The organism is Janthinobacterium sp. SUN033 (assembly GCF_030397595.1).
In the GTDB taxonomy this organism is placed as follows: Bacteria; Pseudomonadota; Gammaproteobacteria; order Burkholderiales; family Burkholderiaceae_D; genus Janthinobacterium; species Janthinobacterium kumbetense.
The window spans coordinates 283097-308399 of record NZ_JAPQNV010000005.1; the positions used below are offsets into that span (position 1 = coordinate 283097).

Below are 25303 nucleotides of genomic sequence, written 5' to 3' on the forward strand. Positions count from 1 at the left end.
GCGGCCAGCGCCGGCCAGCGTTGATACCGATCAATAGCGCTGCATCACGCCTTTTTGCACGCTGACCTTGTCGCCGATCTGGAAGGCGGGCTGGGTGTTTTGCACAAAGGTGCGCGTCGTGCCGTCGTCCAGGCGCAAGGTGACGCGGTACAGCATGTTGCCAGCCGCCCCCGAAGTGCTGCCGGCCGTGCCCGACGTACCCGCCTGCATGTCGCCACTGCCTTGCTCCATGCTGCGCGGCACGGTTTCTATCGACTGCACCGTGGCCGAGCTGATGTTCATCGTGGACTGGTTCGCGTCGTTGCGCATGTCGTTGCTCATGCTGCTCTGGGCGTTGCTCGTATCGGCGGCCGTGCTGCTGGCGGTGCTGGCCGTGCTGCTTTGCGGCGTCGTGCCGGCCGGCGCGGCATAGGTTTCGCCGCTATTGCTGCGCGCCAGACTGGTTTTGTCCGTGGAATGGCAGGCTGCCAGCAAGGCGCATGTCAGGCCGGTCAGCAGCAGGGTGGTTTTTGATCTCATCTTGGTCTCCTCATGGTCGCACATTCAGGATCGGCACCCGCGGTGATGCGGATGGCGGCGATTGCTGCATGTAAGAGCATGGCGGAACAGGGATGTTCGGCGGCCGTCATTGTCGATTGAGCTAGATCAAGTGTCTAATTGCCGTGCTTGGTATAAACGATGCTGGCAATTACCACTTCGTGCGGCTGCACGTTTCCTCACTGTTCAATCGGGAGAAAAAATGTCATCTGGCCCTACAGCAAAACTGATCGATGAATTGGTGCTGGCCATCGGCGGCACTGCGCACGATGTCCGTGCGCGCCATGTGCTGGCCCAGGCCTTGCATGGCCTGGTGCGGCTGGCGCGCTCGGAACAGTTGCTGGAGATGCAGCGCGATACGGCACGCGCCATGGGGGCCGGCAGCCGGCGCGAGACGCGCGCCCTGATGCGGCGCCTGGGCAAGCGGGGCCAGGGACAGTTGCGGCTGGCACTGCAGGATAGCGAAGCGGACCGCGCCTGACGGGCGCGAGCCATCCCCCGTTCAGGCTTCGGGCAGCGGCGCGTCCTTGCCAAGGGCAGCGGCGACCATTTTCGGCCACAGGAAATACAGCGGCAGGCAGACCGCCGCGGCAGCCGTGACATCGACCACCCAGTCGCTGACGGCGCCATGTCGGTAGGGCAGGAAACTCTGGATGAATTCGTCCAGCGCGCCCATGGCCGCCACCATCAGCACCGACAGCAGCGCCCGGCGCGCCATGCCGCCGCCCGTGCCGCTGAACAGGATCAGGGCCAGCACGCCATAACCGAAGGAGTGCAGCACGCCGCCCGACGCATACTGGCCCACGTCCGCGCGCACGCCGGGAATGTCGCCGATCAGGATCACCAGCACATATAGCACCAGCGCGGTGCGGTAGCGCAGGCGTTCGTAACGGTCGGCAAAACACAGTTCGGGCAAGGGTGCAGGCATGAGGCGTCAGGACAGGTGGAAAGGACGCCACAATATCATGGGCAGGGCGGGCCACCGTGTTTTTGCGCAAGAGCTTGCTGGACAGGCAAAAAAAAGGCCCGCGGGGGCGCGGGCCAAAAACCCAAATGAAATGGGTCAAGAGTTGAGAGTTGCTCGGTACTTACCATGTCGCGCGCCTTGCGGGCGCCCGCCACGGTCGTGAAAGGGGAGTGGTGTGCCATCGCGGCACACCTGTCTGTAGTCAGGCATATCGGTTGCCTGTACAGCAGATGAAGCAAGTATAGGAGGTGAAGATGACGGCCTGATGACACGCCGCAACATTTTTTTGCGGCAGCGCAAATTGTCGGAAAGAGTGTGGAGCATGGCAAGAATAGCCATGTTTCAAGACTGATAGCGAAAAAAAAGCCCGCTGGTGAAAGCGGGCTTAAAACTATTTTCTTGGAGGAGAATAGTGGAGACAGGTGCATTATGCTGCGTTGCACGATATGTGTCTAATGATCTTTTCGGATAACCATTATTCTTTTTTGATATAACTTACCGCGCCTGCCTTCATTCCTTCACGGCCACCGTGTAATTGAGCGCCATGCGCCCGCCATCGACATAGATGGTCTGGCCCGTCATGTAGGTGGCGTCGTCGCTGGCCAGGAAGGCGGCGATGCCGGCCACTTCTTCCGGCTCGCCACAGCGGCCCAGCGGCGTGCGCGACAAAATCGTGTGGCGCGCTTCCGGGCTCGACAGCACCGCCTGCTTGGCCAGTTCCGTCAGGATGGTGCCCGGCCCGATGCCGTTGACGCGCACGCCGTGCGAGGCCAGGTTCAGGGCCATGACCTTGGTCAGCTGGTTGATGGCGCCCTTCGACACCACGTACGGCACCTGGTTCGGAATGGCCAGTTCCGCATTCACGCTGGACATGTTGATGATGCAGCCGCTGTTGCGCTTGACCATTTCGCGCGCCACGGCCTGGCCGCACAGGAACATCGATTTCAGGTTGATGCGCATGACCCGGTCGAAATCGTCTTCGCAGACGTCGAGGAAATCGGCCGCGTGCGTGACGCCCGCATTGTTGACGAGGATATCGATGTGGCCGAACTGGGCCAGGGTTTCCTTCAGCATGGCGTCCACGTCCGCCTTCTGGCTGACGTCGGCGCAAAAGAAGCGCGCCTGCGGGCCGAGGGCAGCGGCCGCCTGCGCGCCTTCTTCCTTGATGTCGACCAGCATCACTTGCGCCCCTTCGGCGATCAGGCGGGTGGCGCAAGCCAGGCCGATGCCTTGCGTGGCGCCCGTGACGATGGCGGTTTTACTGACTAATTTCATGTGTGCTCCTCGGCGGGGTATGGGGGCCGCGCTGCCAGGAACACCAGCCCGCGCGGCAATGGGCAGATTTTAATCCCTGGGCAGGAATCAGAGGAGGATGGGCTCGTTCGGCAACTGGTTGCCGCGCGTGCCGTTGGCGGGGAAGTGGCTTTGCAGCAGGGTATTGAGCTGCGCCAGCGCTTCCAGGGTGCTGTCGTGGTAATTGCCATCCTTGAACCCTTTGGTCATGGTGCGGCACACGGCTTGCCACTGTTCCGGCGTGACGCGGCGGCCCACGTTGCGGTCGGCCACGATATCGACCTGGTGTTCGGCCAGGTTGATATAGATCAGTACGCCGACGTTGTCTTCCGTATCCCACACGCCATACTGGGCGAACAGTTCGCGCGCCCGCTCGCGGTTGCTCACGCCCTGGTACGCCATGCCCGGCGTCAGGGCCGCTTCGACGATCAGGCGCACTTCCGCCTGGTGCATCGCTTCACCGTCGGCGATGGCCGTCTCGATGGCTTTCAGGGTGCGTTCCGGAAAGGCGTGGCGCGCCGTCGCCGGCGTGCCCCGCAAATGTTTCAAGGCCCGTCCGCAGCGTTGTCCGAATGTCAGTTGTTTCGTCATTACCAATCTCCCGAGGCGCCGCCGCCGTCAAAACCGCCGCCACCGCCACCGAAACCACCGCCGCCACTGCTGCCACCGCCAAAACCACCGCCGCCGCCGAAGCCGCCGCCGCCGCGGTTGTTCAGCGCCTGGCTGAGGATGCTACCCAGCACGACGCCCGTGGCGCCGCTGGACCAGTTGCTGCCGCGCTGCAGGCGCGTCGGTCCGCCGCGCGAGCGGAACAGGGTCAGCACGACGAGGAAGCCGAAGAACAGCAGCGGCAGCCAAAAGGTCATGCCGCCCGCTTCCACGGTGGCTGGCGCCTTTTGCTGTGCCGCAGCGGGGAATTGCTCCTGGTTCAGCAGGGTGGCAATCGAGCCCACGCCGGCCACCAGGCCGCCGTAGTAATCGTTTTGCTTGAAATGGGGGGCGATCACGTCTTGCAGGATGCGTTTCGATTGCGCATCCGTCAGCACGCCCTGCACGCCGCGGCCCGCCTCGATGCGCAGGCGGCGCAAGGACGAGGGGTTGTCCTTCGCCACCATCAGCAGCACGCCGTCATCGACGCCCTTGCGGCCCAGCTTCCAGGCATCCGTCACGCGGATGCTGTATTGCTCGATGGCTTCCGGTTCCGTGCTCTTGACCAGCAGCACGGCGATCTGGCTGCCCGTCTTGGCTTCATAATCGGCCAGCACGCCTTCCAGCGCCGCCTTTTGCTTGGCGTCCAGCATGCCGGCGTTGTCCGTCACGCGCGCGGCCAGCGGCGGCACGGGCTGCAAGCCCTGTGCGCCGGCTGGCGGCATCGTCCACAGCAGCAGCGCCGTCGCCAGCGCCGCGAGATAGGACCAGGCTTTCATCTTATTTGCCAAAGTTGACGGTCGGTGCGGTCGAGATGGCTTTTTCATTTTCCACCGTGAACGATGGCTTGACCTTGTAGCCGAAGACCATGGCCGTCAGGTTGTTCGGGAAGCTGCGCGCATGCACGTTGTAATCCTGCACGGCAACGATGTAACGCTGGCGCGCCACGGTAATGCGGTTTTCCGTGCCTTCCAGCTGCGACTGCAAGTCGCGGAAGCTGGTGTCGGCCTTCAAGTCCGGGTATTTCTCGGACACCACCATCAGGCGTGACAGGGCCGACGACAGCTGCCCCTGCACTTGCTGGAATTTTTCGAACGCGGCCGGGTCGTTCAGCACTTCGGGCGTGATCTGGAAACTGGTGGCGGCGGCGCGCGCCTTGGTCACCGCTTCCAGCGTTTCGCGCTCGTGCGTGGCATAGCCCTTGACGGTATTGACCAGGTTGGGGATCAGGTCGGCGCGGCGCTGGTACTGGTTGACCACTTCGCCCCAGGCGGCCTTGGTGGCCTCGTCCTTGCTCTGGAAGTCGTTGTAGCCGCAGCCCGTCAGGATGCCGGCCAGGACGGTGACGCTCAGCGCCAGGCGCAGCCATTTGGTGAATTGATTGGTGATTTGCATGATGGGTTCCGTGCAGAGTAAGGGAGGTGAGGCAAATATACCTGAAACGGCCCGTAATGTCGGTTTAATAAGCGCCGGCGGCCGCCCCCGGCTGCCTTGCTTGGCCTGCGCCGCGTTACAATACGGGGTTTGCAACTGAATATAGAGAAGGTGTGCCGTGAATTTCATCAATAAATTATCCGCCGCGTGGACGGCCAATAATTCCCTGCTGTGCGTGGGCCTGGACCCCGACCTGGCGAAACTGCCGGCCGAACTGCGCGACCTGCCTGATGGAATCACCACCTTTTGCACGCGCATCATCGATGCCACGGCCGACCTGGCTTGCGCCTTCAAGCCGCAGATCGCGTATTTTGCCGCGCTGGGCGCGGAAAAGCAGCTGGAAGACATCTGCCGCTACGTGCGCGAGAATTATCCGCACATCCCCCTGATCCTCGACGCGAAACGGGGCGACATCGGCGCGACGGCCACGCAATATGCGCGCGAAGCGTTCGAGCGCTACGGCGCCGACGCCGTCACCGTGAACCCGTACATGGGCGAGGATTCGCTCGATCCCTACCTGGCGTGGAAAGACCGCGGCGTGATCATCCTGTGCCGCACGTCGAACCCGGGCGGCTCGGACCTGCAATTCCTGAATACGGACGGCGAACCGCTGTACCAGCGCGTGGCGCGCCTGGTGGCCGAAAAGTGGAATAAAAACGGCCAGTGCGCGCTCGTCGTCGGCGCCACCTTCCCTGAAGAACTGGCGCAGGTGCGCGCCATCGTCGGCGACATGCCGCTGCTGGTGCCGGGCATCGGCGCCCAGGGCGGCGACATCGCCGCCACCGTCGGCGCGGGCCAGACGGCGAACGGCATGGGCATGATGATCAGCTCGTCGCGCGCCATCATCTACGCCACGCCGCAGGCGGGCGAAGACTTCGCCGACGCGGCGCGCCGCGTGGCCATTGAAACGCGCGATGCGATCAACGCGCACCGCGCGTCTGATGGTGGCTGACATAAGCTACTGCGCGTCGCGATTTGCGGCCGGCGATGCTCACTGTGCCATAGCACAGTTGCGCTTCTCGGCCGCAACTCCCATCCGCTCGCTACGCTTCTGTCAGGCACCGTGATGACTGTTGTTTGTCATCCATAAAAAATGCCGGGCTAGCCCGGCATTTTGCATTTAGTCACGCTGTGGTGCGACGATCTCCGCGTAATCGTAGAGTTCTCCCAGAATTTCCTCGCCCCGCTCATCGACGGATTCCGACAGCACGTCGATTTCCGTAAACAGCATTTCGATGGTGCGGGCGCCGGCGTCGCCGTCGAACAGGCGGGCGGCGCGGTGCTGTTCCCAGCGCAGGCTTTCCGCTTCGCTCAGGGTTTGCGGGAAATTGCGGGCGCGGTAGCGGAACAGCAGTTCCTGCAGGCGTTCATCGGCAAACGAGGGGCGGGCCGTGGCCAGCTTGGCCGGCGTGTCGCGGCGCAAGGATTCGAGCAGGCGGCGGTCGTCGTTGCTGACGAAACCATTGTACAAATCTTCATCCACGTCCAGCGCGGTATTCGCGCCCGGGCGCTGGAACACTTCAGCCCAGACGGCATCCATGTTCGGCGCCGCGGCGGCGAATTGCGCGTTGACCTTCGCCGCGTCCAGATCGATGCCCCATTGCGCGGCCATGGTGGGCGACAGCGTCTTTAAATTGCCGACCAGCATGGGCGACTTGTTCAGGTGCACGCTTTTCACGGGCAGGCGCGTCATGCCTTCCGGCATGGCGTCCTTGCGCGTGAACAGGCGCGTGCGGATGGTGTCGGCGTCCAGCTGGAACAGCTCGCGCGGGTCGTAGGCGCAATCCCAGACGAGGATTTCATTTTTATTGCTCGGATGCGTGGCCAGCGGCCAGACGACGCCCAGGCAACCCCGTTCGGCGGGGAACATGCCCGACACGTGCAGGAAAGGCTGGCGCTCGCCGGCGGCCAGGTGCATGCCCATTTCGCTGGCGACCCTGTCCTTCTTGTGCAGCGCCAGGCAGAATTCGAACAGTTTCGGCTGCTTTTCCTTGATCAGGCGTGCCAGGGCGATGGTGGCGCGCACGTCGGACAGTGCATCATGCGCCGCTTCGTGGACCAGGCCATTGGCCTTGCTCAAGTGTTCCAGTTTAAAACTGGTCTGGCCATCGTCGCGCTTCGGCCATTGAATGCCTTCCGGGCGCAGCGCGTGCGTCATGCGCACCACGTCGAGGATGTCCCAGCGGCCGCAATGGTTCTTCCATTCGCGCGCATACGGGTCGATCAGGTTGCGCCAGAACAGGAAACGCGTGACTTCATCGTCGAAACGGATGGTGTTGTAGCCCACGCCGATGGTGCCCGGCTCCGAAAAGGCCGCTTCGATGGTGGCGGCGAACTGGTGTTCGGGCACGCCCAGCTGCAGACACTGCTGCGGCGTGATGCCCGTGATCAGGCACGATTGCGGGTCGGGCAGGAAATCATTGGCAGGCTGACAATACAGCATGATGGGTTCGCCGATCTCGTTGAGGTCGGCATCCGTGCGGATGGCGGCGAACTGGGCCGGGCGGTCGCGGCGCGGCTGGGCGCCAAAGGTTTCGTAGTCGTGCCAAAGAAAGGTCTGGTTAGTCATTGATGGTCGTTGCTTGATTGGTTATCCGGGCCGCCAAAAGCGGCCGCTGCTACAGTTTTCTGAAAACCTGCCGATACTACACGAGAGGATGGTCATCATCGCGTTTCCCGCATGGTGGCATACATTGCCCGTTCAAGGAGGTCTATCGTGTCAATTCCCATCGCCGCAAGCGGCAATTCCACCCCTTCCGTGACTTCCGTCAGTACGGGCGTTGCCGGCAAGGACGATAAAGTCCAGCAAAAGGACGGCGTCAACGCTGAAATGAGCGTGAATGACCGCACCAAGCTGCAATTGAACGCTTCCATCATGCAGGCGTCGCTGAACGTGTCGATCGGTTCCGAGAACGAACCGCTGGCGCTGCTGTACAAGACGGCCATCACCAACATCAATGAAGCGCTGAAGGGTCAGTACGGCGAGGATGCGATCCAGAACGCGGCTTCGCAGGATAACAGCGCCGAAGCGACGGCGAACCGCATTGTATCGCTGTCGACAGGTTTTTTTGATGCCTTCAAGAAACAGAATCCCGGCCTGGACGACGATACGGCCCTGACCAAGTTCATGGACACCATCAGCGGCGGCATGGAAAAAGGCTTCAAGGAAGCGCGCGACATCCTGGGCGGCTTGAAAGTGCTGAATGGCGACATCGCCGGCAATATCGACAAGACGTACGAGCTGGTGCAAAAGGGCTATGCCGACTTCATCGCCGCGCACAGCAGCAAGAAGGATGATGCCGCCAAGCCGGCCGACAGCAAGGCCGCCTGATCATTATTACGCCGGAAGCGCCTGAGAAAATGTCCAGGGCTAGGCGCATTGCCGAAGGCAGTACGAATGTACGACGAGGCAATGCAACGACGCCATGGGCTTTTTATCAGGTGCTTACCCGGTTGCGGCCGCCGGCTTTTGCCCGGTACAGCGCCGCGTCGGCCGCGGCGATCAGCGCATGGTCGTCCTGTTCGGCCGCCAGGCTGGCCACGCCGAAGGAACCCGTGATGTGCGGCAAGGCGCTGCGCATGTCGGCGAAGATGACGGCGAGCTGCATGCGCTCGCACAAGCGCTCGGCCACCCGCAAGGCCACGTGTTCGTTGGTATCGGGCAAGATCACCATCATTTCCTCGCCACCGTAGCGCACGGCAAAATCCGTGGGCCGCAGGGCCGCGCCCAGCACTTGCGCAGCGATGCGCAGCGCCTGGTCGCCCGCCTGGTGGCCGTGCGTGTCGTTGAAGCGCTTGAAATGGTCGAGGTCTATCATCACCAGCGACAGCGGCGAGCCGCTGGCGTGGGCCGTGACGATCATGTTGGGCAGTAAATCCGTCAGCCAGGCGCGGTTGTACAAGCCCGTCAGGCTGTCGACCATCGACAGCTGGCGGTAGAATTCGCCCAGTTTCTGGCGCCGGCGCAGCAGGGCATTGGCGGCGCGGATGCGGAAGGACAGCAGCCGCAGCAGGTTGCGCGCCAGGCCGTTCGACTGTTCGATCAATTCCCAGACGATGGCCGCGTCGATCACCAGCAAATCGGTTTCTTCCAGGGCGGAAATGGCGGCCAGGTTGCTCGCTTCATCGAGCACCGATTGTTCGCCCACGCTTTCGCCGGGCAAGACCTTGCTGACGGTGCCGTCATCCATGCCCGTGTGGGTGTCGGCGGCCACGGCCAGCGAGCCGCGCAGGACGATGTACAGGCTGGCGCCTTGCGTGTCGGCAATGGCTTCACCCGCTTCCAGGCGCATCACGGGGCAGGGCGCCAGCATGGCGGCCGTCTGGCTATCCGCCCCATCGCGAAATAGCTGTAAATCGCCGATGTTGCAGCCTGAAGCGCCGAAGTTGCCGATCTGTTCCACAATCACACTTTCAAAAAGCCGGCGCGCGAGCAGGGGGCCGGTAGCTTCATGATAGCGTAAAGCGGCCTTGGCTGTAACGCCAAAGGCTTGCTTGAGGTCACTTACTGTGAGAAATACGACAATTATTTCATTGCCGCGTCAATACGCTGGAATGCTTGCGCTTTTGTTATGGATGTTGCCGCGCGCGAAAGGCGGGCCGGATGTGCAAAGGCAGCCTTGAACGGCTGCCTCAGTCTCTGAAAATCCTGCGGGTGGGGATTACTCGGCGGTTTCTTCCGCTTCGGCCGTATCGATCACGGCATTCTTGCCGGTGGCGTGGCGCTTGCTGTCTTGCAGGCGGCCCAGGGCGCTATCGATGGCGCGTTTCAGTTTGTCGGTGGCGCCGGCAACGGATTGATGCACGGTGGCGTTCTGTTCGGTCACGGCGATCGGTTGATAGCCAGCAACGCGTGCTTCCATGACGCAGCGGATATCGTCGGCGCCGCCTTTCGGGCCATTCGTGTCGCTGATGTGGACTTCGATGCGGGTCAGGTTGTCGCGGAAGCGGTTCAGTGCGCTTTCAAGTACGGATTGCACATGTTCGTTCAGTCCAGCGGTGTTGGCGATGGTGCTGTCGGTATGAATATTGATTTGCATATGCTTACTCCTGTCAATTCAAAAAAAACCCATCTCAGGCGCTTTGCATGGCAGTGGTCAAACCCGCTGCCAGGGCGCGTCGGCGCCTGGTTCTTGCCTCATGCACTTGATCCCTGTGCATGACTTATCTTACTCCTCTTTCCAGTATTTCAAGAGGGTGCGCACGATTAAGATGAGCTTAACCCTTCAGCCAGGTCAAGTTCCCACTACGAAATTATTTACCCTCAGCCATTGATGAGACCGGCCGCGATATTGATCGACAGCCCCAGCACGACCAGGTTGAAGAAAAAGCTCAGCACGGATTGTCCCAGCACGATTTGCCGCATCATGCGCGTCTGCACGGAAACGTCCGACGTTTGCACGGCGACGGCGATGGTGAAGGCGAAATACAGGAAATCCCAGTAATCGGGGCTTTGCTCGTCGTCGGGAAACTTCAGGGGGCGCAGCGCGGGATCGGCCTGGTAGTACAGGTGGGCGTAATGAAAGCAGAACAGGGTGCCGACGAGGAACCAGGAACCGACCAGGGTGAGTATCGTCAGGCCGTAGTGCAGCGCGCGCTCGTCCGGCGCCATGTCTTTCATCGAGGATAGCTGCGAAACGATGGCCACCAGGCTCATCACGGATGCGACGGACAGGGCCGACAGGACGGTTGCCGCCCGCTCATCCTGGCGCGCCGCCATGGCTTTGACCTTGTGGTGGTTGGCGCGCATCATCATCCAGGCCATCGTCGCCAGGTAGAACCAGACGGCGACATTCCACGCCGTCAGCAGGCGCGTCATCTGTTGCCAGGATGCGGGCAGCAGCAGGCCGGCCGCCACGCCGATGGCCGTGGCCATGCTCAGGTGGGGGCGGCTGCGGATGAAGCCGTGGAATGGAAGCGTGATTTTCATGGTGCGGATTCGTCAGTGGGGATAGCGCATCTTAGACCTTATGCGCTCGCCGCGGTGGCCGTCCTGGCGGCCGCTTCCTTCTCGTGGTGGGGGAAGCGGTCCATGCGCGACAGCACGGGGAACAGCACGGCCCAGATACCCGTCACGGCCAGGGTGGCGGCGCCGCCGAAGAGCACGGCGCGCACGAGGCCGAACCAGCCGGCCGTCAAGCCCGATTCGAATTCGCCCAGCTCGTTCGAGGCGCCGATGAAGACGGCGTTCACGGCGCTGACCCGGCCGCGGATCTCGTCCGGCGTCTCGAACTGCACCAGCAGGTGGCGGATGTAGACGCTGACCATGTCGCCGGCGCCCATCAGGAACAGCGCCGTCAGGGCCAGCGGGAAATAGCTGGTGCTGCCCAGCACCAGGGTGCCCAGGCCGAAGACGGCCACGCCGCCGAACATCCACGCGCCCACGCGGCGCGTGATGGGAAACATGGCCAGCGCGATCGAGCACAGGGCGGCGCCGGCGCCCGGCGCCGTGCGCAGCAAGCCCAGGCCGCTGGGTCCGGCATGCAGCACGTCATGCGCGAGCGCCGGCAGCAGGGCCGTGGCGCCGCCGAACAGCACGGCAAACAGGTCGAGCGAAATGGCGCCCAGCACGATGGGCTTCGACCAGACGAAGCGCAAGCCTTCGAGCAGGGTATGCCAGCTGACGGGTTCGCGCTTGACCACTTGCGGCGCCGGGGTGGTGGCGCGCATCAGCAGGACGGACACGACCAGCAGCGCGGACGAGATCAGATACACGACTTTGGGGCCGAAGTAATACAGCAAGCCGCCCAGGGTCGGCCCCAGGATGATGGCCACGTGGGAACTGGACGAGCTGAGCGCGACGGCGCGGCTGAAGTGTTGCGTGGGCACCATGTTGACCAGCACGGCTTGCGTGGCCGGCATCATGAAGGCGCGCGCGCTGCCGAACAGCACCAGCACGGCAAACACGGGCCAGACGATGGAAATATTGCTTAACGTAAACGCCAGCAGGGCCAGCGCGCAGGCCAGCTGCGCCGCCAGGCACCAGGCGATGATGTTGCGGCGGTTGTAGCGGTCGGCCACGTGGCCGGCCGGCAAGATGAGCACGAGGAAGGGCGCGAATTGCGCCAGGCCGATCAAGCCCAGGTCGAACAGGCTGCCCGTGATCTGGTACACCTGCCAGCCGATGGCCACGCTTTGCATCTGCACGGCCACCGTGCCCAGCACGCGGGCGGAAAGATAACAGGCGAAGTTGCGGTGACGCAGGATACTGAAGCCGTTGCCGGCAGAGGCGAGAGACATGAAATTTCCAGGAAACAGCGGGGTGGAGCGGCAGCGGATGCCGCGCCAGCAGCACCCCGCTGTCTGGATGCTTACTTGGCCAGGTCGGCTTCCGTGGTGAAGGCGTCCGCGTAGAATTCGTCGGCCGGCAATTGACACAATTGCACGAAATCGCGATTGGCCGACTCGACGACGATCGGTGCGCCGCAGGCATACACTTGATACGCGGACATGTCGGGCAAGTCGGCGATGACGGCCTGGTGCACGAAGCCCGTGCGGCCTTGCCACGCGTCTTCCGGCAGCGCGTCCGACACGACGGGCACATAGGTGAACTGCGGCAAGTCGGCGGCCCACTGGCGGCACAGGGCGTCCATGTACAGGTCGTGCGGACGGCGGCCGCCCCAGTACAGGGTGATCGGACGCGGCGACTGCTCGTTGATCATGTGCTCGACGATGGCTTTCAAGGGGGCAAAGCCCGTGCCCGAGGCCAGCAGCACGACGGGCTTGTCGGAATCTTCGCGCAGGAAGAAGGTGCCCATCGGGCCTTCGAAGCGCAGGATGTCGCGCTCCTTCATGCTGCCGAACACCTGGTCGGTGAACAGGCCGCCCGGCATGTGGCGGACGTGCAGGCTCACGGGGCCGCCTTCGACGGGCGCGCTGGCCATGCTGTAGCTGCGGCGTTTGTTGTCGCGCAGCATGATTTCGATATACTGTCCGGCGCGGTAGTGCAGGCGCTCGCTGGCTGGCAATTGCAGGGTCAGCACGACGACGTCGGGCGCGACTTTTTCGATGGTGGTCACGCGCGACGGCATTTTCTTGATCGGGTAGTCGCTGCTGCCCGCCACTTCGCGCGCCTGCACCACCAGGTCGCCCTGGGGCACGGCGCAGCACAGCAGCGAGTAGCCGGCCGCCGCTTCATCTTCCGTCAGGGAGCGGGCCTGGTATGGCTTATGCTGTACGCTGCCGGACACGATCTTGCCCTTGCAGGAACTGCAGGCGCCGCTTTTGCAGCTGTACGGCAGGCCGACGCCGGCGCGTATCGCCGCCGACAGGACGGTTTCGTCCGCTTCGCAGCTGAATTGGTGGCCGCTGGGCTGAACAGTAATTTGAAAAGTCATACAATCCTTGAGATGAAAAATATGTTAATGCACTCTTTGCGCAAGCCTTCAGGCTTGCCGCGCTTGCTGATCCTGGGCTGCGGCGACGTCGGCATGCGGCTGCTGCCCCTGCTGCGCGCGCGCTTTCGCGTCTTTGCCGTCACCAGCCAGCCGGCGCGCTGCGCGCAGTTGCGGGCGGCCGGCGCCGTGCCCATCGTGGCCAACCTCGACGAGCGCGCCAGCCTGAAACGGCTGGCGGGACTGGCGACGATGGTCGTGCACCTGGCGCCGCCCATGTCATCGGGCTTGCTGGACCGGCGCACGCGCAATCTGGTCGCCATTTTACCCGAGCATGCACGCATGGTGTATGTGAGTACCAGCGGCGTGTATGGCGATTGCGGCGGCGCCTGGGTCGATGAGACGCGGCCGACGGCGCCGGCGAATGCGCGCGCGAAGCGGCGCGTGGACGCCGAACAGGTCTTGCGCGGCTGGGGCGCGCGCCGCGGCGCCAGCGTGGCCATCCTGCGCGTGCCGGGCATTTATGCGCAAGACCGCCTGCCGCTGAAGCGCTTGCGCGAAGGCACGCCAGCCCTGGAAGCCAGCGACGACGTGTACACCAACCATATCCATGCCGATGACCTGGCGCGCGTCATCGAACGAGCCCTGTGGCGGGGCAAGCCGGGACGCGTGTATCACGCCAGCGATGACAGCGAACTCAGGATGGCCGAGTATTTCGATGCCGTGGCCGATACGTTTGGCTTGCCGCGCCCGCCGCGCCTGCCGCGGGCCGAGCTGCGGCAAGTGGTCACGCCGATGCTGCTGTCGTTCATGTCCGAATCGCGCCGCCTGCACAATACCCGCCTCAAGCGCGAGCTGGGCGTGCGCCTGCGCTACGCGCGCGTGGCCGATGCCTTGCAGGCGATGGCAGCCGATGGCGCCGGCATCGGGTAAAATGGCCGGTTATCTGCGCACTTTGCTGGGCCGGCGCGCAGCGCGCCGTTCCCGCGCTGCGCCACTCACTTAAGGACTACAGCATGAGCACCCTCACTTACGAAGAATACCTGGACGAGGTCACCACCGTCCTGACGGAACTGTACGACCTCGACGACGAGGCCGCCATCAAGCTCGTCGTGGCCGCGCAGGACGCCGAATTTTTTGTCCCGCACGATGCGCATGAGGAAATGCGTACCGTCGAACAAGCCAAGAAAGATGCGGTCACCTTGTTCGAGCGCAAGCAGAATCGCCAGCAAACGCAGGAAAAGCAGCAGCAGCGCGTGCGCCAGCAAAAGAAATAAGAACGTGGGCCTGGCCGCTGGGGCCATGGCGCAGTACGGGTCTCGGCGCAACACCGGGGCCGTGACCTTTGACGCAGCGCAAACGCGTCATGGCGCGCTGGCGATATGGTGAGCAATGTCGTCACGCGTCTGGGCTCTTGTGGCGGGCTCCGCATAGCGTGACGCTGTTTCCCGTCAGCAGGAGCGAGCCATGCGAGCTACGAGTCACCCCAGCAAGGAACAGGTACGCGCTTATATGCGCCGTCGCGAACGTGCGCTGCAGCCGCCGCCGCCGCCCGATGAAATCCGCCGGCAACTTGCCTGGTGCCGCGTGGATGCCGTTCCGGGTACGTGCCAGCTTGCCACCCCGGCCGGCGTGGCCGCGCAAGGCTGGCATCTATCTGCCGAAATGGCGCGCCTGAGCGCCCTCATGGCCATAGTTTGGCTCATGCATAGCGGTGTTGCTCATCGTAAAAATTGATGACTTGCAGCAAATTTTTCCAATTTGAGTTATCCTCTAGCACATTCCAAGTGCGTCAATTCTCTTCAATTATCACAATTTTGCGTTAAGTTACGCAAAAATCAACAATAGCGTGTATTATATTGTTTGCGGCGTAAAAGCCGCATAAGTGATGGCGCTTTTTAGTGTGTTTACCCTGAATTATTGCAGAAGAGACATTCGGTTTCTTTTTGCTCTAATACAACAAGTACGGATTTTCGATCATGTCTCTCAAACAAATTACCTCTTTGCCTACCTACAACCCGAATCGCGTCCTCGATGCGATCATCGACAAGCTGCAACTGAAAAACGATGCCGCCTTGTCGCGAGCCCTGGAAGTGGCGCCACCGGTCATCAGCAAGATTCGTCACAACACCTTGCCGATCGGCGCCACGATCCTCATCCGCATGCATGAAATCAGCGATTTCAGCATTCGTGAACTGCGCGAGTTGATGGCTGCCTAAGAGCGCCTGACAGACGGCAAACTGAGAGGTGCCGTCTGGGTACGTCAGGCTTGCCGCGTGCGGCAGCCACATCTGTTTTCCGCTTTTCTATTGCGGGTCGCGGTTCAGCACCGGACGATCGACATAGAAGCGCCCCATTTCCAGGCCAGTCGAGGACGACTTGACCACCGCTGCGGCCAGTGAGGCAGGGGCGCTGGAAAATGCGGTGCTGGCAGCCCCGGTCGCGCGGCCCGAATACGCCGTCGCCTGTACCGCCGCACTGGAAAACGCCGTTTGCACGGCCCGGCCCGAGTAAGCAGTCGCTTGCACCGCCGCACTGGAAAACGCCGTTTGCACGGCGCGGCCCGAGTATGCCGTCTCCTGCACCGCACGTCCCGAATACGCCGCCTGTACGGCGCGCCCCGAATACGCGGTTTCAGCGCGGATATAATCTTCCCCGAACGTTTGTTCATACAACTGCTTCATGCGCTCGCCCACGCGATGGTGCGCCGCTTCGTCGTCTTCGCCGCGCAAGCCGATGTAGGGGAAGTGATGGAGGAAGTAGCCGAACACCTGTTCGCAGTCGGCCGCATATTTCAGGGTATCGAGGATGTGGTAGTGCCAAAAGGTATCGACGTCCATCAAGGGCGCCGTCTCTTCTTGCGGAAACTGTTTCATCAGGATCAGGAAGCGGCGGTATTCGAATTCCACCGCGTTGGCCTTCTCCAGACTCCATCCTTCGCCTGACTCCCGGTGCATCAGTTTGACCTTGATCGCGTCCAAATTCAAATCGGCAATAGCCTTGAAACTGTCGTTCGTATCCATGAATGTCCTTTGGTAAAGAGCGTTGTGGGAAATACGGTGAAACAAGGGAAAGCGGCGCGTGTGTACTCCTGGCAAGTAGTCAAGGAATGCCTTGCCCATGGCGGGCAGGCGCTAAGTTGTTCTACATCAATATTGCATCTTATTACGAAATATGCAAGCTGAGCTTGATTCATGCGGGGCGCGTGCCGGTCAGCCGCTGGCCCGGCTTTCTTCCTCGTAGGGAAACGCGGTGGCGTCCGCGCCCAGCGGCACGCTGACGTGCACGCTCATGCCGGCGCCGGGGCTGCTTTCGATGTAAAAAGTGCCACCTAGCAACTTGATGCGTTCTTCTATCCCCACCAGGCCAAACGAGCCGAGCTTGTTGCGCCCGTCGATGGCCGCGCCCACGCCGTTGTCGCTGACGCTCATCGACACCGTATCGCGGCACTTTTCCAGCTTGACCTGCACGCGGCTGGCATTCGCATGCTGGGAAATATTGCTGAGCGACTCTTGCAGGATGCGGAACAGGGCCGTCGCGCATTGGTCGCTGAGGCAAATGTCGTCATGGCTTTCGCTCACTTCGCAGGCGATGCCCGTGCGCTGGCGAAATTGCGCCACCTGCCATTCGACGGCCGCATTCACGCCCAGGTCCAGCACGGTAGGGCGCAAGTCGTTGATGATCTGCCGCACGCTCTTGATGGTGGCGTCGATCTGCTCCAGGGTCGAACGGGCGCGGGCATTCAGGCGCGGGTGGCGGCGCTGCGTGCGCGAGGCCAGCATGTCGGCGTCGATGCGCAAGACGAGCAGATTCTGTCCCAGGTCGTCGTGAATTTCGCGCGCGATGCGCTTGCGCTCTTCTTCCTTGATCTGGTCGGCATGCGCGGCCAGGCGGCGCAGTTTCTGGTGCGACAGCTGCAATCGGATCTGGCTGGCGCGCAATTCCTCCGTCATGCCCGTCGCCATCTGGATGGCGCGCCGGCGCGACGACGCCAGGGTGTGGAACAGTACATACAGCAGCATGGTGCTGGCAAAGCCGATCAGCAGGGCCAGCCACGGCAGGAAGGCGTCGAAGCGCGAATACAGGTCGCTCTTGCGCACGCTGAACAGCGCTTGCCAGGCGCGGCCATTGTGCTCGATCAGCAGCGTGCTGCTCAGGTAGCGGCCCGAACTGCCGGGCTGCCACCATGGCGCATGCATGCCCGCCGCCGTGCTGTCGAAGATGGGGCGCATGTCGTGCGGCAATTGCAGCGGCACGTCCCGCTGTTGCAGCGCCTGCGGGCCGATATCGAACAGGGTCAGGCGGACGTTGCGTACCGGCATGTCGGCCAGCGCGCTGCGCATCATCGTCACCAGGTCGTAGCCGATGCCGACGGACCCTTGGTAGGCGGCGCGCCTCTGCTCCACCGTCTCGACGGGCATGCCGAAGCGGTACACGGGCAGGCGCATGGCCATGCCCGTCAACTGGGGACGGCCGTCCATCGGCACGGGCACGCCGGAATTGCTGATGTGGCCGGAATCGCGCGACTGCGCCAGCGCTTCGGCGATCTGCGGGCGCGAGGCGATGTCGTAGCCATACTTTTCCGGGGCGCTGGCGATCGGCTCGATGTATACGAGCACGGAATACTGGGCGCGCGGGCCGGGCGGATGGATGGCAAACGCCGGATAGCCGTCGCGCCCGGGCGGATAGTCGCGCCGCATGACCGTTTCATAAGCGGGGCGCTGCGTCTCGTCGAGTTCCTGGCTGTAATTGAGATTCATCACGCCCGGATAGTTCTGTTGCAGGGCGATGTTGGCCACGTAGCGGTGGAATTGCTCGCGGCTCACGTGTTCGTTGGCCTGGAACAGGCTGGCCGTACCGCGCAGCAGGTTGGCATACGACTTGGTGCGCGATTCGATGTTTTTCTGGGTGTTGCGCGCCAGATTGCTGAATTGTTCGCTGGCATCGCTTTCGATCGACAGCGAAGCGGCCATGTAGAACAGCAGGCCCACCATCGTCGACACGACAAAGCCGAACAGCCACAGCGGTCTTTTTTCAGCAGCTAAGGGGTGTTCGCCGGCAGTAGAAGACATCGCCATCCGCATCAGGAAGAGGAATCGGGTGCCGCCTGTGTGGTGGTGGCTGTACTCAGTTGCACAAGGACTATCGAAATTGCAAATTGCTCAATAGCTGCCTAATATACAAAACTATCGTGAATATAGTCAACAGGCAATATTTCTCTTTGAAACGAAAAAAAACCGCCGCAGCGGTTTTTTTCGTGTGCCGTCCAGCCCTTATTTGGCGGGCTGCCAGCTGTCTTTCAGGGTGACGATGCGGTTGAAGACGGGCTTGCCCGGCTGGCTGTCGACCCGGTCGGCCGCAAAATAGCCGTGGCGCTCGAACTGGAAGCGCTGTTCCGGCTGGGCCAGTTCCGCGCCCGGTTCCAGCCACGCCTGCACCACTTCCTTGGCCAGCGGATTCAGGGCCAGCTTGAAGTCCTTGCCGCCCGCGTCCGGCTGCGGGTCCGTAAACAGGCGGTCGTACAGGCGTACTTCGGCGGGAATGGCCGTCGGCGCGCTGACCCAGTGCATATTGCCCTTGACCTTGTAGTTGGCGCTGCCTTCCGTGCCCGACTTGCTGTCCGGGAAGTAGGTGCAGTGCACGGCGATGACCTTGCCGTTTTCATCCTTGTCAAAGCCCGTGCACTCGATGACGTAGCCGTAGCGCAGGCGCACCTTGCTGCCCGGCTTGTCGTCGATGGGCGGATACAGGCGGAAATAGCCCTTGTTCGGCACTTCCATGAAGTCGTCTTCCTCGATCCACAGCTCGCGCGAGATGGGGAAGGTGCGCAAGCCGCGCTCCGGGAAGTGCGGGTGCACGGGCGCCGTGCATTCCACGCTGTCGTTTTCAGGGAAATTGTCGATGATCAGTTTCAATGGACGCAGCACGGCCACCGAACGGGGCGCCTTCGGGTCCAGGTCTTCGCGCAAACAGCCTTCGAGCACGCTGTAGTCGATCCAGCCGTCGGACTTGGTCACGCCCGTGCGTTCGCACATCAGTTGAATCGCTTCCGGCGTGTAGCCGCGGCGGCGCATGCCCACCAGGGTCGGCATGCGCGGGTCGTCCCAGCCGTCGACGATTTTTTCTTCCACCAGCTGGCGCAGCTTGCGCTTGCTGGTGACGATGTAGGTCAGGTTCAGGCGCGAGAATTCGAACTGGTGCGGCACCGGTTGCTGGAAGAAGCCGCCGGCGGCCAGGGTTTCCAGCAGCCAGTCGTAGAATGGGCGGTGGTCCTGGAATTCCAGGGTGCAGATCGAATGCGTGATGTTTTCCAGCGCGTCCGAGATCGGGTGCGTGTAGTCGTACATCGGATAGATGCACCAGGCGTCGCCCGTGCGGTGGTGGTGCGCATGGCGGATGCGGTAGATGGCCGGGTCGCGCAAGTTCATGTTCGGCGAACTCATGGCATCTTCGCTCATCTTCGCGCGCAGGATGTGCTCGCCATCCTTGAACTGGCCCGCCTTCATGGCGCGGAACAGGGCCAGCGATTCGTCGCGCGGACGGTCGCGGAAGGGCGAATTCTTGCCCGCCTGGCCGAAATTGCCCCGGTTGGCGGCCATGTCTTCGGCGCTCTGGCTGTCCACATAGGCAAAGCCGGCCGTGATCAGGTACTCGGCCATCGCGTACAGCTGGTCGAAATAGTCGCTCGCGTAGTGCAGGTGGCTCTGGCCATCGGCCTGCTTCGGTTCCCAGTCAAAGCCCAGCCATTTCACGCTGTCCATGATGGTGTCGACGTATTCCTGCTCTTCCTTCGCCGGGTTGGTGTCGTCGAAACGCAGGTTGCACTGGCCGGCGTAATCGCGCGCCAGGCCGAAGTTGACGCAGATCGACTTGGCGTGGCCCACGTGCAGGTAGCCGTTCGGTTCCGGCGGGAAACGCGTGATCACCTGGGGCAGGCCGGGACGCACATGGGCGCCGGCAGCCAGGTCGGCTTCGATGATGTTACGCAAGAAATTGGGCGCCAGCGCCGGCGCGGCGTTATTCGGTTTATCGTTGCTCATTGATCAATGCGGAAGAGTGACAGTAAAAAGCATTTTACCGTACCGCAAGCGCTTTATAAGCACGTATTTGCCCCCATTTCCCGGCATGCAAGCGACGCGGGCGCCGTTCTATAGGATAATTCGCCTTTAATTAGTAGAAAAACGTGACCCCGGAGCCTTTTATGGAAAATTTATATAACGTCCTCGGTGTCGCGCCCAATGCCAGCGACGATGAAATCAAGAAGGTTTACCGTTCGCTGGCCATGCGCTTCCACCCCGACCGCAACCAGGCACCCGGCGCCGAGGCGCGCTTCAAGAGCGTCACCAAGGCGTATGAGATCCTGGCCGACCCGGCCAAGCGCGCCGAATACGACCAGAGCGTGAACCACCGCATCATCATCGATCCGGAAGCGGAAGCCTATGCCCTGTGGTGCGGCGTGTTCCGCCTCCACGGTACAGTATTACCTGCCGATTAAATCGATGCGGCCCGCATCAGCCGGCCAGAATTACTTGAAAAACAACAACAACGGCGCTGTTCATCCAGCGCCGCGCATCACATTGGAAAGCACAGCATGAGAAGAGTACACCCTGAATTCGCGTATCAGTCGCGCGAGCTGGAAGGCCAGATCGAAGGCATCCTCGGCGACCCGCCGAACCGCAAGAACTACAAGAGCATGGTCGACGCGCTGGTGGGCGAATACGCGAGCGGCGGCGGCATCGAAGACGTGAACATGCTGGCCTTCGCGCTGGTCGACCACATCACCTTCAGCGACCCGAAAGGCTTGCTGGCCGAAAGCGAAGACTACGAATTCGGCGATACGGCCCGCGTGTTTTCCATGGCCGCGTGCGCCGCGCCGGAAGCGGCCAAGATGTACGCCGCCATCGAGGAAAGCTTCCCCGACCTGGCGCGCCAGGCCATCATCACGGCCTTCCTGCACAAGAATCCCCGCCTGTGGGACGACGACGACCAGTCGCTGGACCAGCTGGCCGCCAATGACGACGGCGACGACGAGCACGATGAAGACGAAGCGACCGACGATTTCGCCCAGATGTTTGACCAGGATGGAGATGACCATGGCCGATAATAATGATCAAAAGAGCAATCTTCCCGCGCTGACGAAACAAGTCACGGAATTGGTGCTGTCCGGTTCGCTGGGCCACGCCGAGCAGGCGTTTGCCGACGCGGCCGACCAGTACGGCGATCTGGCCGTGGTGGAAGTGCTGAATGCCATCCCGCCGCAAGTGACGGCCCTGCACCTGGCCGGTTTCGACGGCGGCAAGATGTCGCTGGCCACCTTGCTGGTGCCGCCGAAAGCCTGGGCCGACAGCCTGGCCTTCATCGCCGCCACCTGGAGCGACGACCAGATCGAGGACGATCCGGAACGCATCGCCGAAGCCCTGTTCGCGCATATCCACGGCGTCGTGTTTTCCACCGACGACGCCGAGCGCCGCCGCGAGCTGCTGCTCGAAGCGTCCGCCACCGACTGGGGCGCCACGGCGTTCGCCATCCTGTTCTCGATGGCGCCGAAGGAAATCCTCGAAGTGGCGGGCGAAATCGTCATCAAGGGACCGTACGTGACGGGCGTGACGTCGTCCGACAACGACGTCGTGCCGCTGGCCATTGAGCTGGCGCAAGCGAATGAAGATGGCTGGGACCGCTCGCTGTTCGAACTGTTCCCCGACTTCCGCCACAGCGCCGACCTGGCCGACGCGGAATACTCGGACGACCCGGACGAAGAGCCGACCATGTTGCAGCGCAGTACCAAGGAATTGCTGTACCGCCTGCGCAAGCAAGTGCCGAGCACACGCAGCGCGCCGCGTTCCAGCACGCGCCGCAGCCTGGGCACGGGCATTTTCTCGTAATGAAAGCAGGGAACGTCTAATGCTGCCAGCAATTGTTGTAGAGAATCTTCCGCGCCTGGTGCGCGCCATCAAACTGTTGCCGGGCGACCCGCGCGAAGACGCGGCCCTGAACCTGGCCGATGAATTGACGGGCATCACGGCCATGGTGGCCGAGAAGTTCACGAATGAACGCACGGCCGACGGCATCCAGAAAGCGCTGTATCTGACGGTGGGCGGCGTGTCCTTGGGCCTGGAGCAGGCCGTCACGCATGAAGGCGACCAGGCCGCGCTCGATTTCCTCGTCGAGCACGGCGCCGAGCACGCGTTCCAGGTGGGCTTTCGCCTGATCAAGGAATTGTCGCAGCTGCCCGAAGACGCCCTCGTCGGCGAATACGACCAGGATCCCGTCTACCTGCAGCGGCGCCTGCGCGAGCTGTTCATCGATATTTGCCAGGCCGACCCGAACCAGAACTGGGCCGGCTATGAAAAGTATGCGTTGCAGTTGCAACAGCGCAAGGAAGTGCAAGCCGTCGTGCGCCTGGCCGGCTGGCTGCGCCGCCACCACGACAATGGCCCCGTCAGCGACAGCGACTTGAATGCCGAAGGCGTCATCGCCCTGGCCATCATCTTCGCCATCGAAGGCGGCGGGCGCGTCATCGCGCGCACGGGGCAGAAGGAGTTTGAACGTTTCGTGCGTTCCGTGCGCAAGAACAAGCCCGACTTCGAGGAAGGCTGGGCCGCCCTGGTGGCCAAGGTGCCCGTGCAGCATCACCCGGTGTTGCTCGACCGCATCGCTTCGTACCGCCGCAGCTGCACCGTCGTGCATAAAATCCTCACGCGGGCCAGCATGAAGAGCCTGTTCGAGGACCTGGAAAACTATGCGGGTTCGGAGCTGGACGCCGACTACTCGTAATGCAGTACGTGGGCCGGCGCCTGCCGGCCTACGCTCCCCCTTCCAGCGCCGCTTCCTCGGCCAGTTTCACGAATGCCGCCACCAGCGGCGACGTTTCTTCTTCCCTTTGCGCCAGTAACAGACTGGTCGTCGCCTGCGGGTCGTCGATCGGGCGGTAGCACACGCCATCCATGCGGATGCGGTCGAACGAGGCGGGCAGCACGGAAATGCCGCAGCCGGCCGCCACCAGGCCGATGATGGTCGACGCCTCGCCCGCTTCCTGCGCCACCTGGGGCACGAAGCCGGCCGCCTTGCACAGGCGAAAGATCTGCGGATAAATCCCCGTGCCCGCATCCTTGGGATACATGACAAAACCTTCGCCCGCCATGTCGGCAATCGCGATGGCCTCCTTGGCCGCCAGCGCGTGGGCGACGGGCAGCACGAGGAACAGCGGGTCCTGGCGCAGTTGCGTCAGCTTGATATCGGAGGGGTACGTCGTTTCCGGCGGGCGCACGAAGCCCAGGTCCATGGTCCGCCCCGAGATCGCTTCCAGTTGATGCAATGTTGCCATCTCGTGCAGGGTCAATGTGACGTGCGGAAAGAGCTGGCGGTAGCGGTTGATGACGGTGGCGAAATATGGCGTGAACGGCGTGGAAAAGGTAAAACCGATGCGCAATTCGCCCGCTTCGCCCCGCTGGGCCCGGCGCGCCGTCACGGCCGCCTGTTCCGACAGGGCCAGGATGCGCCGCGCATCGTCGAGGAACAGCGTGCCCGCCTGCGTCAGCCGCACGGAGCGCTTGTTGCGCTCGAACAACTGCGCCCCCAATTCCGCTTCCAGCGCCTGGATTTGCTGGCTCAGCGGCGGCTGGCCGATGTGCAGGCGCTCGGCCGCGCGCGTGAAGTGCAACTCCTCGGCGACGGCGACAAAGTAACGCAGGTGGCGCAGTTCCATATTCGTCCAGTAATCGTTTTAAAGTATGAGTTGGGCCTTAAATATATATTGGACGATATGAGTTGGCAATCCTAAGATGAGGACTCGCTTCTTTCACGAACACGGCCATGTCTGATTCATCGCTTGCCTTTGCCTCCGCCGCCACTCCGGCGCTTTCGCCTGCCGCTCCCGCTTCCCGCACGGCCATCGCCAAGGGTTCCATCGAATTCAAGCGCAGCAACCGCGCGCTGTTCTTTGGCGGCTTTTCCACTTTCAGCTTGCTGTACTGCATCCAGCCCCTGTTCCCGCTGTTGTCGCACCAGTTTCATCTGACGCCGGCGCAAAGCAGCTGGTCCCTGTCCGTGTCGAGCGGCTTGCTGGCCATCTCGCTGGTGCTGCTGAGCGCCGTGTCGGACAGGGTGGGCCGCAAGCCGCTGATGGTGGCGTCGATGTTTTCCGCCGCAATATTGACCATTTTGTCTGCGTTCGCGCAGGATTATGCGCAGCTGCTGGCCATCCGCGCCGCGCTGGGCGTGGCCCTGGGCGGCATGCCGGCCGTGGCCATGGCGTACCTGGGCGAGGAAATCGAAGGGCCGTCGCTGGGCTTGTCGATGGGGCTGTATATCGCCGGCAGCGCGTTTGGCGGCATGTCGGGACGGCTGGTGGCATCCATGCTCAGCGATTTCCTGTCGTGGCGCTGGGCCTTGGGCGTGCTGGGCGTGGCCGGCGTGCTGGCGGCGGCGGAATTCTGGCGCAGCCTGCCCGCGTCGAAGAACTTCGTGCCTAGCACCAAGGGCTGGAATGCCTTGCCGCATGCCATCAAGCAGCATTTTTCGGATAAGGGCTTGCCGTGGCTGTTCTGCCTGGCGTTCGTGCTGATGGGCTGTTTCGTCAGCCTGTATAACTACATCGGCTACCGCCTGCTGGCCGCGCCCTTCGGCTTGCGCCAGAGCACGGTCGGCTTGCTGGCCTTTTTGTACCTGATCGGCATCTTCAGTTCCGTCTGGGCGGGCCGCCTGGTGGACCGCCTGGGGCGCCGGGGCGTGCTGTGGATCATGCTGTCGGTGATGCTGTCCGGCATTGTATTGACCCTGTTCGACTCGCTGCCGCTGATCGTCATCGGCATGGCGCTGGCCACCTTCGGCTTCTTTGCCTCGCACTCGATCGCCAGCAGCTGGGTCAGCCGCCGCGCCCGCGCGCCGCAGGCGCTGGCCTCGGCCTTTTATTTGCTGTTCTATTACCTGGGTTCCAGCCTGATCGGGTCCGCCTCGGGCATGATGTGGGGCTTCGACGGCTGGACGGGCGTGGTCGTCATGCTGGGCCTGTGCCTGGGCGGCGGCGTGCTGATCGCCTTGCGCCTGCGCCATTTGCAGCCGTTGGGCGCGCGCGAAGCCGTCGGCTGAGCGG

27 protein-coding genes are annotated in these 25303 nt (G+C 62.6%); 11 read left to right on the top strand and 16 right to left on the bottom strand.

Features of this window, described 5'->3' with window-relative positions:
* Window positions 1–30: 30 nt before the first annotated feature.
* Window positions 31–519, bottom strand: coding sequence for a hypothetical protein (locus OX460_RS21820; RefSeq protein WP_289899914.1), 489 nt, complete (start codon window positions 517–519; stop codon window positions 31–33).
* Between the two features lie 220 nt (window positions 520–739).
* Here OX460_RS21820 and OX460_RS21825 point away from each other — a divergent pair, with 220 nt between their 5' ends.
* Window positions 740–1018 (top strand): hypothetical protein, encoded by a 279-nt coding sequence (locus OX460_RS21825; protein ID WP_143451371.1) that lies wholly within the window; start codon window positions 740–742, stop codon window positions 1016–1018.
* A 21-nt stretch (window positions 1019–1039) separates the two neighbouring features.
* Here the strand turns inward: OX460_RS21825 and OX460_RS21830 are convergent, their stop codons facing one another.
* The 5 genes from OX460_RS21830 to OX460_RS21850 form a co-directional block, all read right to left on the bottom strand.
* Window positions 1040–1465 carry a VanZ family protein gene (locus OX460_RS21830; RefSeq protein WP_251349872.1) on the bottom strand — a complete coding sequence of 142 codons (426 nt, stop codon included), beginning with the start codon at window positions 1463–1465 and terminating at the stop codon, window positions 1040–1042.
* Window positions 1466–2014: 549 nt separating this feature from the next.
* The gene (locus tag OX460_RS21835; RefSeq protein WP_289899915.1) at window positions 2015–2779 is read right to left on the bottom strand and encodes an SDR family oxidoreductase; all 765 of its coding nucleotides are present in this window, start codon (window positions 2777–2779) and stop codon (window positions 2015–2017) included.
* An 87-nt stretch (window positions 2780–2866) separates the two neighbouring features.
* On the bottom strand, window positions 2867–3388 hold the full coding sequence (locus OX460_RS21840) for a TPM domain-containing protein (RefSeq protein WP_289899916.1): 522 nt from the start codon (window positions 3386–3388) through the stop codon (window positions 2867–2869).
* Window positions 3388–4224, bottom strand: coding sequence for a TPM domain-containing protein (locus OX460_RS21845; protein ID WP_289899917.1), 837 nt, complete (start codon window positions 4222–4224; stop codon window positions 3388–3390). Before OX460_RS21845 ends, OX460_RS21840 begins: the two co-directional genes overlap by 1 nt.
* Before the next feature lies 1 nt (window position 4225).
* Window positions 4226–4840 (bottom strand): LemA family protein, encoded by a 615-nt coding sequence (locus OX460_RS21850; RefSeq protein ID WP_034759964.1) that lies wholly within the window; start codon window positions 4838–4840, stop codon window positions 4226–4228.
* A 157-nt stretch (window positions 4841–4997) separates the two neighbouring features.
* Here OX460_RS21850 and pyrF point away from each other — a divergent pair, with 157 nt between their 5' ends.
* Complete coding sequence (gene pyrF, locus OX460_RS21855; protein WP_289899918.1) at window positions 4998–5831, top strand: orotidine-5'-phosphate decarboxylase; 834 nt, start codon at window positions 4998–5000, stop codon at window positions 5829–5831.
* Between the two features lie 168 nt (window positions 5832–5999).
* On the opposite strand, the gene sbcB is transcribed toward pyrF, so the two are convergent.
* The gene (sbcB, locus tag OX460_RS21860) at window positions 6000–7448 is read right to left on the bottom strand and encodes an exodeoxyribonuclease I (RefSeq protein WP_289899919.1); all 1449 of its coding nucleotides are present in this window, start codon (window positions 7446–7448) and stop codon (window positions 6000–6002) included.
* Between the two features lie 147 nt (window positions 7449–7595).
* Between sbcB and OX460_RS21865 the strand changes: the two genes are divergently transcribed.
* Window positions 7596–8210: a DUF5610 domain-containing protein gene (locus tag OX460_RS21865; protein WP_289899920.1), complete on the top strand. Its 615-nt coding sequence runs from the start codon at window positions 7596–7598 to the stop codon at window positions 8208–8210.
* A gap of 106 nt (window positions 8211–8316) precedes the next feature.
* Here OX460_RS21865 and OX460_RS21870 read toward each other — a convergent pair whose 3' ends face one another.
* The 5 genes from OX460_RS21870 to OX460_RS21890 all read right to left on the bottom strand — a co-directional run bounded on the left by OX460_RS21870 (window position 8317) and on the right by OX460_RS21890 (window position 13215).
* Entirely contained in the window at window positions 8317–9282 is a 966-nt protein-coding gene (locus OX460_RS21870; RefSeq protein WP_092612043.1) for a GGDEF domain-containing protein, read from the bottom strand.
* A 258-nt stretch (window positions 9283–9540) separates the two neighbouring features.
* Window positions 9541–9918, bottom strand: coding sequence for an HPF/RaiA family ribosome-associated protein (locus OX460_RS21875; RefSeq protein ID WP_034781728.1), 378 nt, complete (start codon window positions 9916–9918; stop codon window positions 9541–9543).
* 224 nt (window positions 9919–10142) lie between these two features.
* On the bottom strand, window positions 10143–10808 hold the full coding sequence (locus OX460_RS21880) for a DUF1345 domain-containing protein (RefSeq protein ID WP_099665226.1): 666 nt from the start codon (window positions 10806–10808) through the stop codon (window positions 10143–10145).
* Between the two features lie 38 nt (window positions 10809–10846).
* Window positions 10847–12118 (bottom strand): MFS transporter, encoded by a 1272-nt coding sequence (locus tag OX460_RS21885; RefSeq protein WP_289899921.1) that lies wholly within the window; start codon window positions 12116–12118, stop codon window positions 10847–10849.
* Window positions 12119–12189: 71 nt separating this feature from the next.
* Entirely contained in the window at window positions 12190–13215 is a 1026-nt protein-coding gene (locus OX460_RS21890; RefSeq protein ID WP_251349880.1) for a CDP-6-deoxy-delta-3,4-glucoseen reductase, read from the bottom strand.
* 12 nt (window positions 13216–13227) lie between these two features.
* Between OX460_RS21890 and OX460_RS21895 the strand changes: the two genes are divergently transcribed.
* From OX460_RS21895 to OX460_RS21905, 3 genes are all read left to right on the top strand, one after another.
* Entirely contained in the window at window positions 13228–14145 is a 918-nt protein-coding gene (locus OX460_RS21895; protein WP_099665223.1) for an SDR family oxidoreductase, read from the top strand.
* A gap of 83 nt (window positions 14146–14228) precedes the next feature.
* The gene (locus OX460_RS21900) at window positions 14229–14489 is read left to right on the top strand and encodes a hypothetical protein (RefSeq protein ID WP_034759943.1); all 261 of its coding nucleotides are present in this window, start codon (window positions 14229–14231) and stop codon (window positions 14487–14489) included.
* Between the two features lie 702 nt (window positions 14490–15191).
* The gene (locus OX460_RS21905) at window positions 15192–15431 is read left to right on the top strand and encodes a hypothetical protein (RefSeq protein ID WP_029496207.1); all 240 of its coding nucleotides are present in this window, start codon (window positions 15192–15194) and stop codon (window positions 15429–15431) included.
* Window positions 15432–15518: 87 nt separating this feature from the next.
* Here OX460_RS21905 and OX460_RS21910 read toward each other — a convergent pair whose 3' ends face one another.
* The 3 genes from OX460_RS21910 to OX460_RS21920 form a co-directional block, all read right to left on the bottom strand.
* Entirely contained in the window at window positions 15519–16235 is a 717-nt protein-coding gene (locus tag OX460_RS21910; RefSeq protein ID WP_289899922.1) for a hypothetical protein, read from the bottom strand.
* A 189-nt stretch (window positions 16236–16424) separates the two neighbouring features.
* Window positions 16425–18284 (bottom strand): CHASE domain-containing protein, encoded by a 1860-nt coding sequence (locus OX460_RS21915; RefSeq protein WP_289899923.1) that lies wholly within the window; start codon window positions 18282–18284, stop codon window positions 16425–16427.
* A 201-nt stretch (window positions 18285–18485) separates the two neighbouring features.
* Window positions 18486–20252 carry a glutamine--tRNA ligase/YqeY domain fusion protein gene (locus tag OX460_RS21920; protein ID WP_251349883.1) on the bottom strand — a complete coding sequence of 589 codons (1767 nt, stop codon included), beginning with the start codon at window positions 20250–20252 and terminating at the stop codon, window positions 18486–18488.
* 161 nt (window positions 20253–20413) lie between these two features.
* Between OX460_RS21920 and OX460_RS21925 the strand changes: the two genes are divergently transcribed.
* The 4 genes from OX460_RS21925 to OX460_RS21940 all read left to right on the top strand — a co-directional run bounded on the left by OX460_RS21925 (window position 20414) and on the right by OX460_RS21940 (window position 22986).
* Window positions 20414–20707: a DnaJ domain-containing protein gene (locus OX460_RS21925; RefSeq protein ID WP_010395442.1), complete on the top strand. Its 294-nt coding sequence runs from the start codon at window positions 20414–20416 to the stop codon at window positions 20705–20707.
* 96 nt (window positions 20708–20803) lie between these two features.
* On the top strand, window positions 20804–21316 hold the full coding sequence (locus OX460_RS21930) for a hypothetical protein (protein ID WP_034781751.1): 513 nt from the start codon (window positions 20804–20806) through the stop codon (window positions 21314–21316).
* Window positions 21306–22094 carry a hypothetical protein gene (locus tag OX460_RS21935; RefSeq protein WP_289899924.1) on the top strand — a complete coding sequence of 263 codons (789 nt, stop codon included), beginning with the start codon at window positions 21306–21308 and terminating at the stop codon, window positions 22092–22094. Before OX460_RS21930 ends, OX460_RS21935 begins: the two co-directional genes overlap by 11 nt.
* Window positions 22095–22113: 19 nt before the next feature.
* Window positions 22114–22986 carry a hypothetical protein gene (locus OX460_RS21940; protein WP_077400518.1) on the top strand — a complete coding sequence of 291 codons (873 nt, stop codon included), beginning with the start codon at window positions 22114–22116 and terminating at the stop codon, window positions 22984–22986.
* Between the two features lie 28 nt (window positions 22987–23014).
* Here OX460_RS21940 and OX460_RS21945 read toward each other — a convergent pair whose 3' ends face one another.
* A complete protein-coding gene (locus tag OX460_RS21945; RefSeq protein WP_077400521.1) occupies window positions 23015–23917 on the bottom strand; it encodes a LysR family transcriptional regulator in 903 nt (300 codons plus the stop codon).
* 107 nt (window positions 23918–24024) lie between these two features.
* Here OX460_RS21945 and OX460_RS21950 point away from each other — a divergent pair, with 107 nt between their 5' ends.
* Entirely contained in the window at window positions 24025–25299 is a 1275-nt protein-coding gene (locus tag OX460_RS21950; protein ID WP_289899925.1) for an MFS transporter, read from the top strand.
* Window positions 25300–25303 lie beyond the last annotated feature (4 nt).

What these genes read in the sequence shown, in the direction of transcription:
- OX460_RS21820 (WP_289899914.1), bottom strand. Translation starts at nt 519, where the DNA reads ATGAGATCAAAAACCACCCTGCTGCTGACCGGCCTGACATGCGCCTTG.
- OX460_RS21825 (WP_143451371.1), top strand. Translation starts at nt 740, where the DNA reads ATGTCATCTGGCCCTACAGCAAAACTGATCGATGAATTGGTGCTGGCC.
- OX460_RS21830 (WP_251349872.1), bottom strand. Translation starts at nt 1,465, where the DNA reads ATGCCTGCACCCTTGCCCGAACTGTGTTTTGCCGACCGTTACGAACGC.
- OX460_RS21835 (WP_289899915.1), bottom strand. Translation starts at nt 2,779, where the DNA reads ATGAAATTAGTCAGTAAAACCGCCATCGTCACGGGCGCCACGCAAGGC.
- OX460_RS21840 (WP_289899916.1), bottom strand. Translation starts at nt 3,388, where the DNA reads ATGACGAAACAACTGACATTCGGACAACGCTGCGGACGGGCCTTGAAA.
- OX460_RS21845 (WP_289899917.1), bottom strand. Translation starts at nt 4,224, where the DNA reads ATGAAAGCCTGGTCCTATCTCGCGGCGCTGGCGACGGCGCTGCTGCTG.
- OX460_RS21850 (WP_034759964.1), bottom strand. Translation starts at nt 4,840, where the DNA reads ATGCAAATCACCAATCAATTCACCAAATGGCTGCGCCTGGCGCTGAGC.
- sbcB (WP_289899919.1), bottom strand. Translation starts at nt 7,448, where the DNA reads ATGACTAACCAGACCTTTCTTTGGCACGACTACGAAACCTTTGGCGCC.
- OX460_RS21875 (WP_034781728.1), bottom strand. Translation starts at nt 9,918, where the DNA reads ATGCAAATCAATATTCATACCGACAGCACCATCGCCAACACCGCTGGA.
- OX460_RS21880 (WP_099665226.1), bottom strand. Translation starts at nt 10,808, where the DNA reads ATGAAAATCACGCTTCCATTCCACGGCTTCATCCGCAGCCGCCCCCAC.
- OX460_RS21885 (WP_289899921.1), bottom strand. Translation starts at nt 12,118, where the DNA reads ATGTCTCTCGCCTCTGCCGGCAACGGCTTCAGTATCCTGCGTCACCGC.
- OX460_RS21890 (WP_251349880.1), bottom strand. Translation starts at nt 13,215, where the DNA reads ATGACTTTTCAAATTACTGTTCAGCCCAGCGGCCACCAATTCAGCTGC.
- OX460_RS21895 (WP_099665223.1), top strand. Translation starts at nt 13,228, where the DNA reads ATGAAAAATATGTTAATGCACTCTTTGCGCAAGCCTTCAGGCTTGCCG.
- OX460_RS21900 (WP_034759943.1), top strand. Translation starts at nt 14,229, where the DNA reads ATGAGCACCCTCACTTACGAAGAATACCTGGACGAGGTCACCACCGTC.
- OX460_RS21905 (WP_029496207.1), top strand. Translation starts at nt 15,192, where the DNA reads ATGTCTCTCAAACAAATTACCTCTTTGCCTACCTACAACCCGAATCGC.
- OX460_RS21910 (WP_289899922.1), bottom strand. Translation starts at nt 16,235, where the DNA reads ATGGATACGAACGACAGTTTCAAGGCTATTGCCGATTTGAATTTGGAC.
- OX460_RS21915 (WP_289899923.1), bottom strand. Translation starts at nt 18,284, where the DNA reads ATGTCTTCTACTGCCGGCGAACACCCCTTAGCTGCTGAAAAAAGACCG.
- OX460_RS21920 (WP_251349883.1), bottom strand. Translation starts at nt 20,252, where the DNA reads ATGAGCAACGATAAACCGAATAACGCCGCGCCGGCGCTGGCGCCCAAT.
- OX460_RS21925 (WP_010395442.1), top strand. Translation starts at nt 20,414, where the DNA reads ATGGAAAATTTATATAACGTCCTCGGTGTCGCGCCCAATGCCAGCGAC.
- OX460_RS21930 (WP_034781751.1), top strand. Translation starts at nt 20,804, where the DNA reads ATGAGAAGAGTACACCCTGAATTCGCGTATCAGTCGCGCGAGCTGGAA.
- OX460_RS21935 (WP_289899924.1), top strand. Translation starts at nt 21,306, where the DNA reads ATGGCCGATAATAATGATCAAAAGAGCAATCTTCCCGCGCTGACGAAA.
- OX460_RS21940 (WP_077400518.1), top strand. Translation starts at nt 22,114, where the DNA reads ATGCTGCCAGCAATTGTTGTAGAGAATCTTCCGCGCCTGGTGCGCGCC.
- OX460_RS21945 (WP_077400521.1), bottom strand. Translation starts at nt 23,917, where the DNA reads ATGGAACTGCGCCACCTGCGTTACTTTGTCGCCGTCGCCGAGGAGTTG.
- OX460_RS21950 (WP_289899925.1), top strand. Translation starts at nt 24,025, where the DNA reads ATGTCTGATTCATCGCTTGCCTTTGCCTCCGCCGCCACTCCGGCGCTT.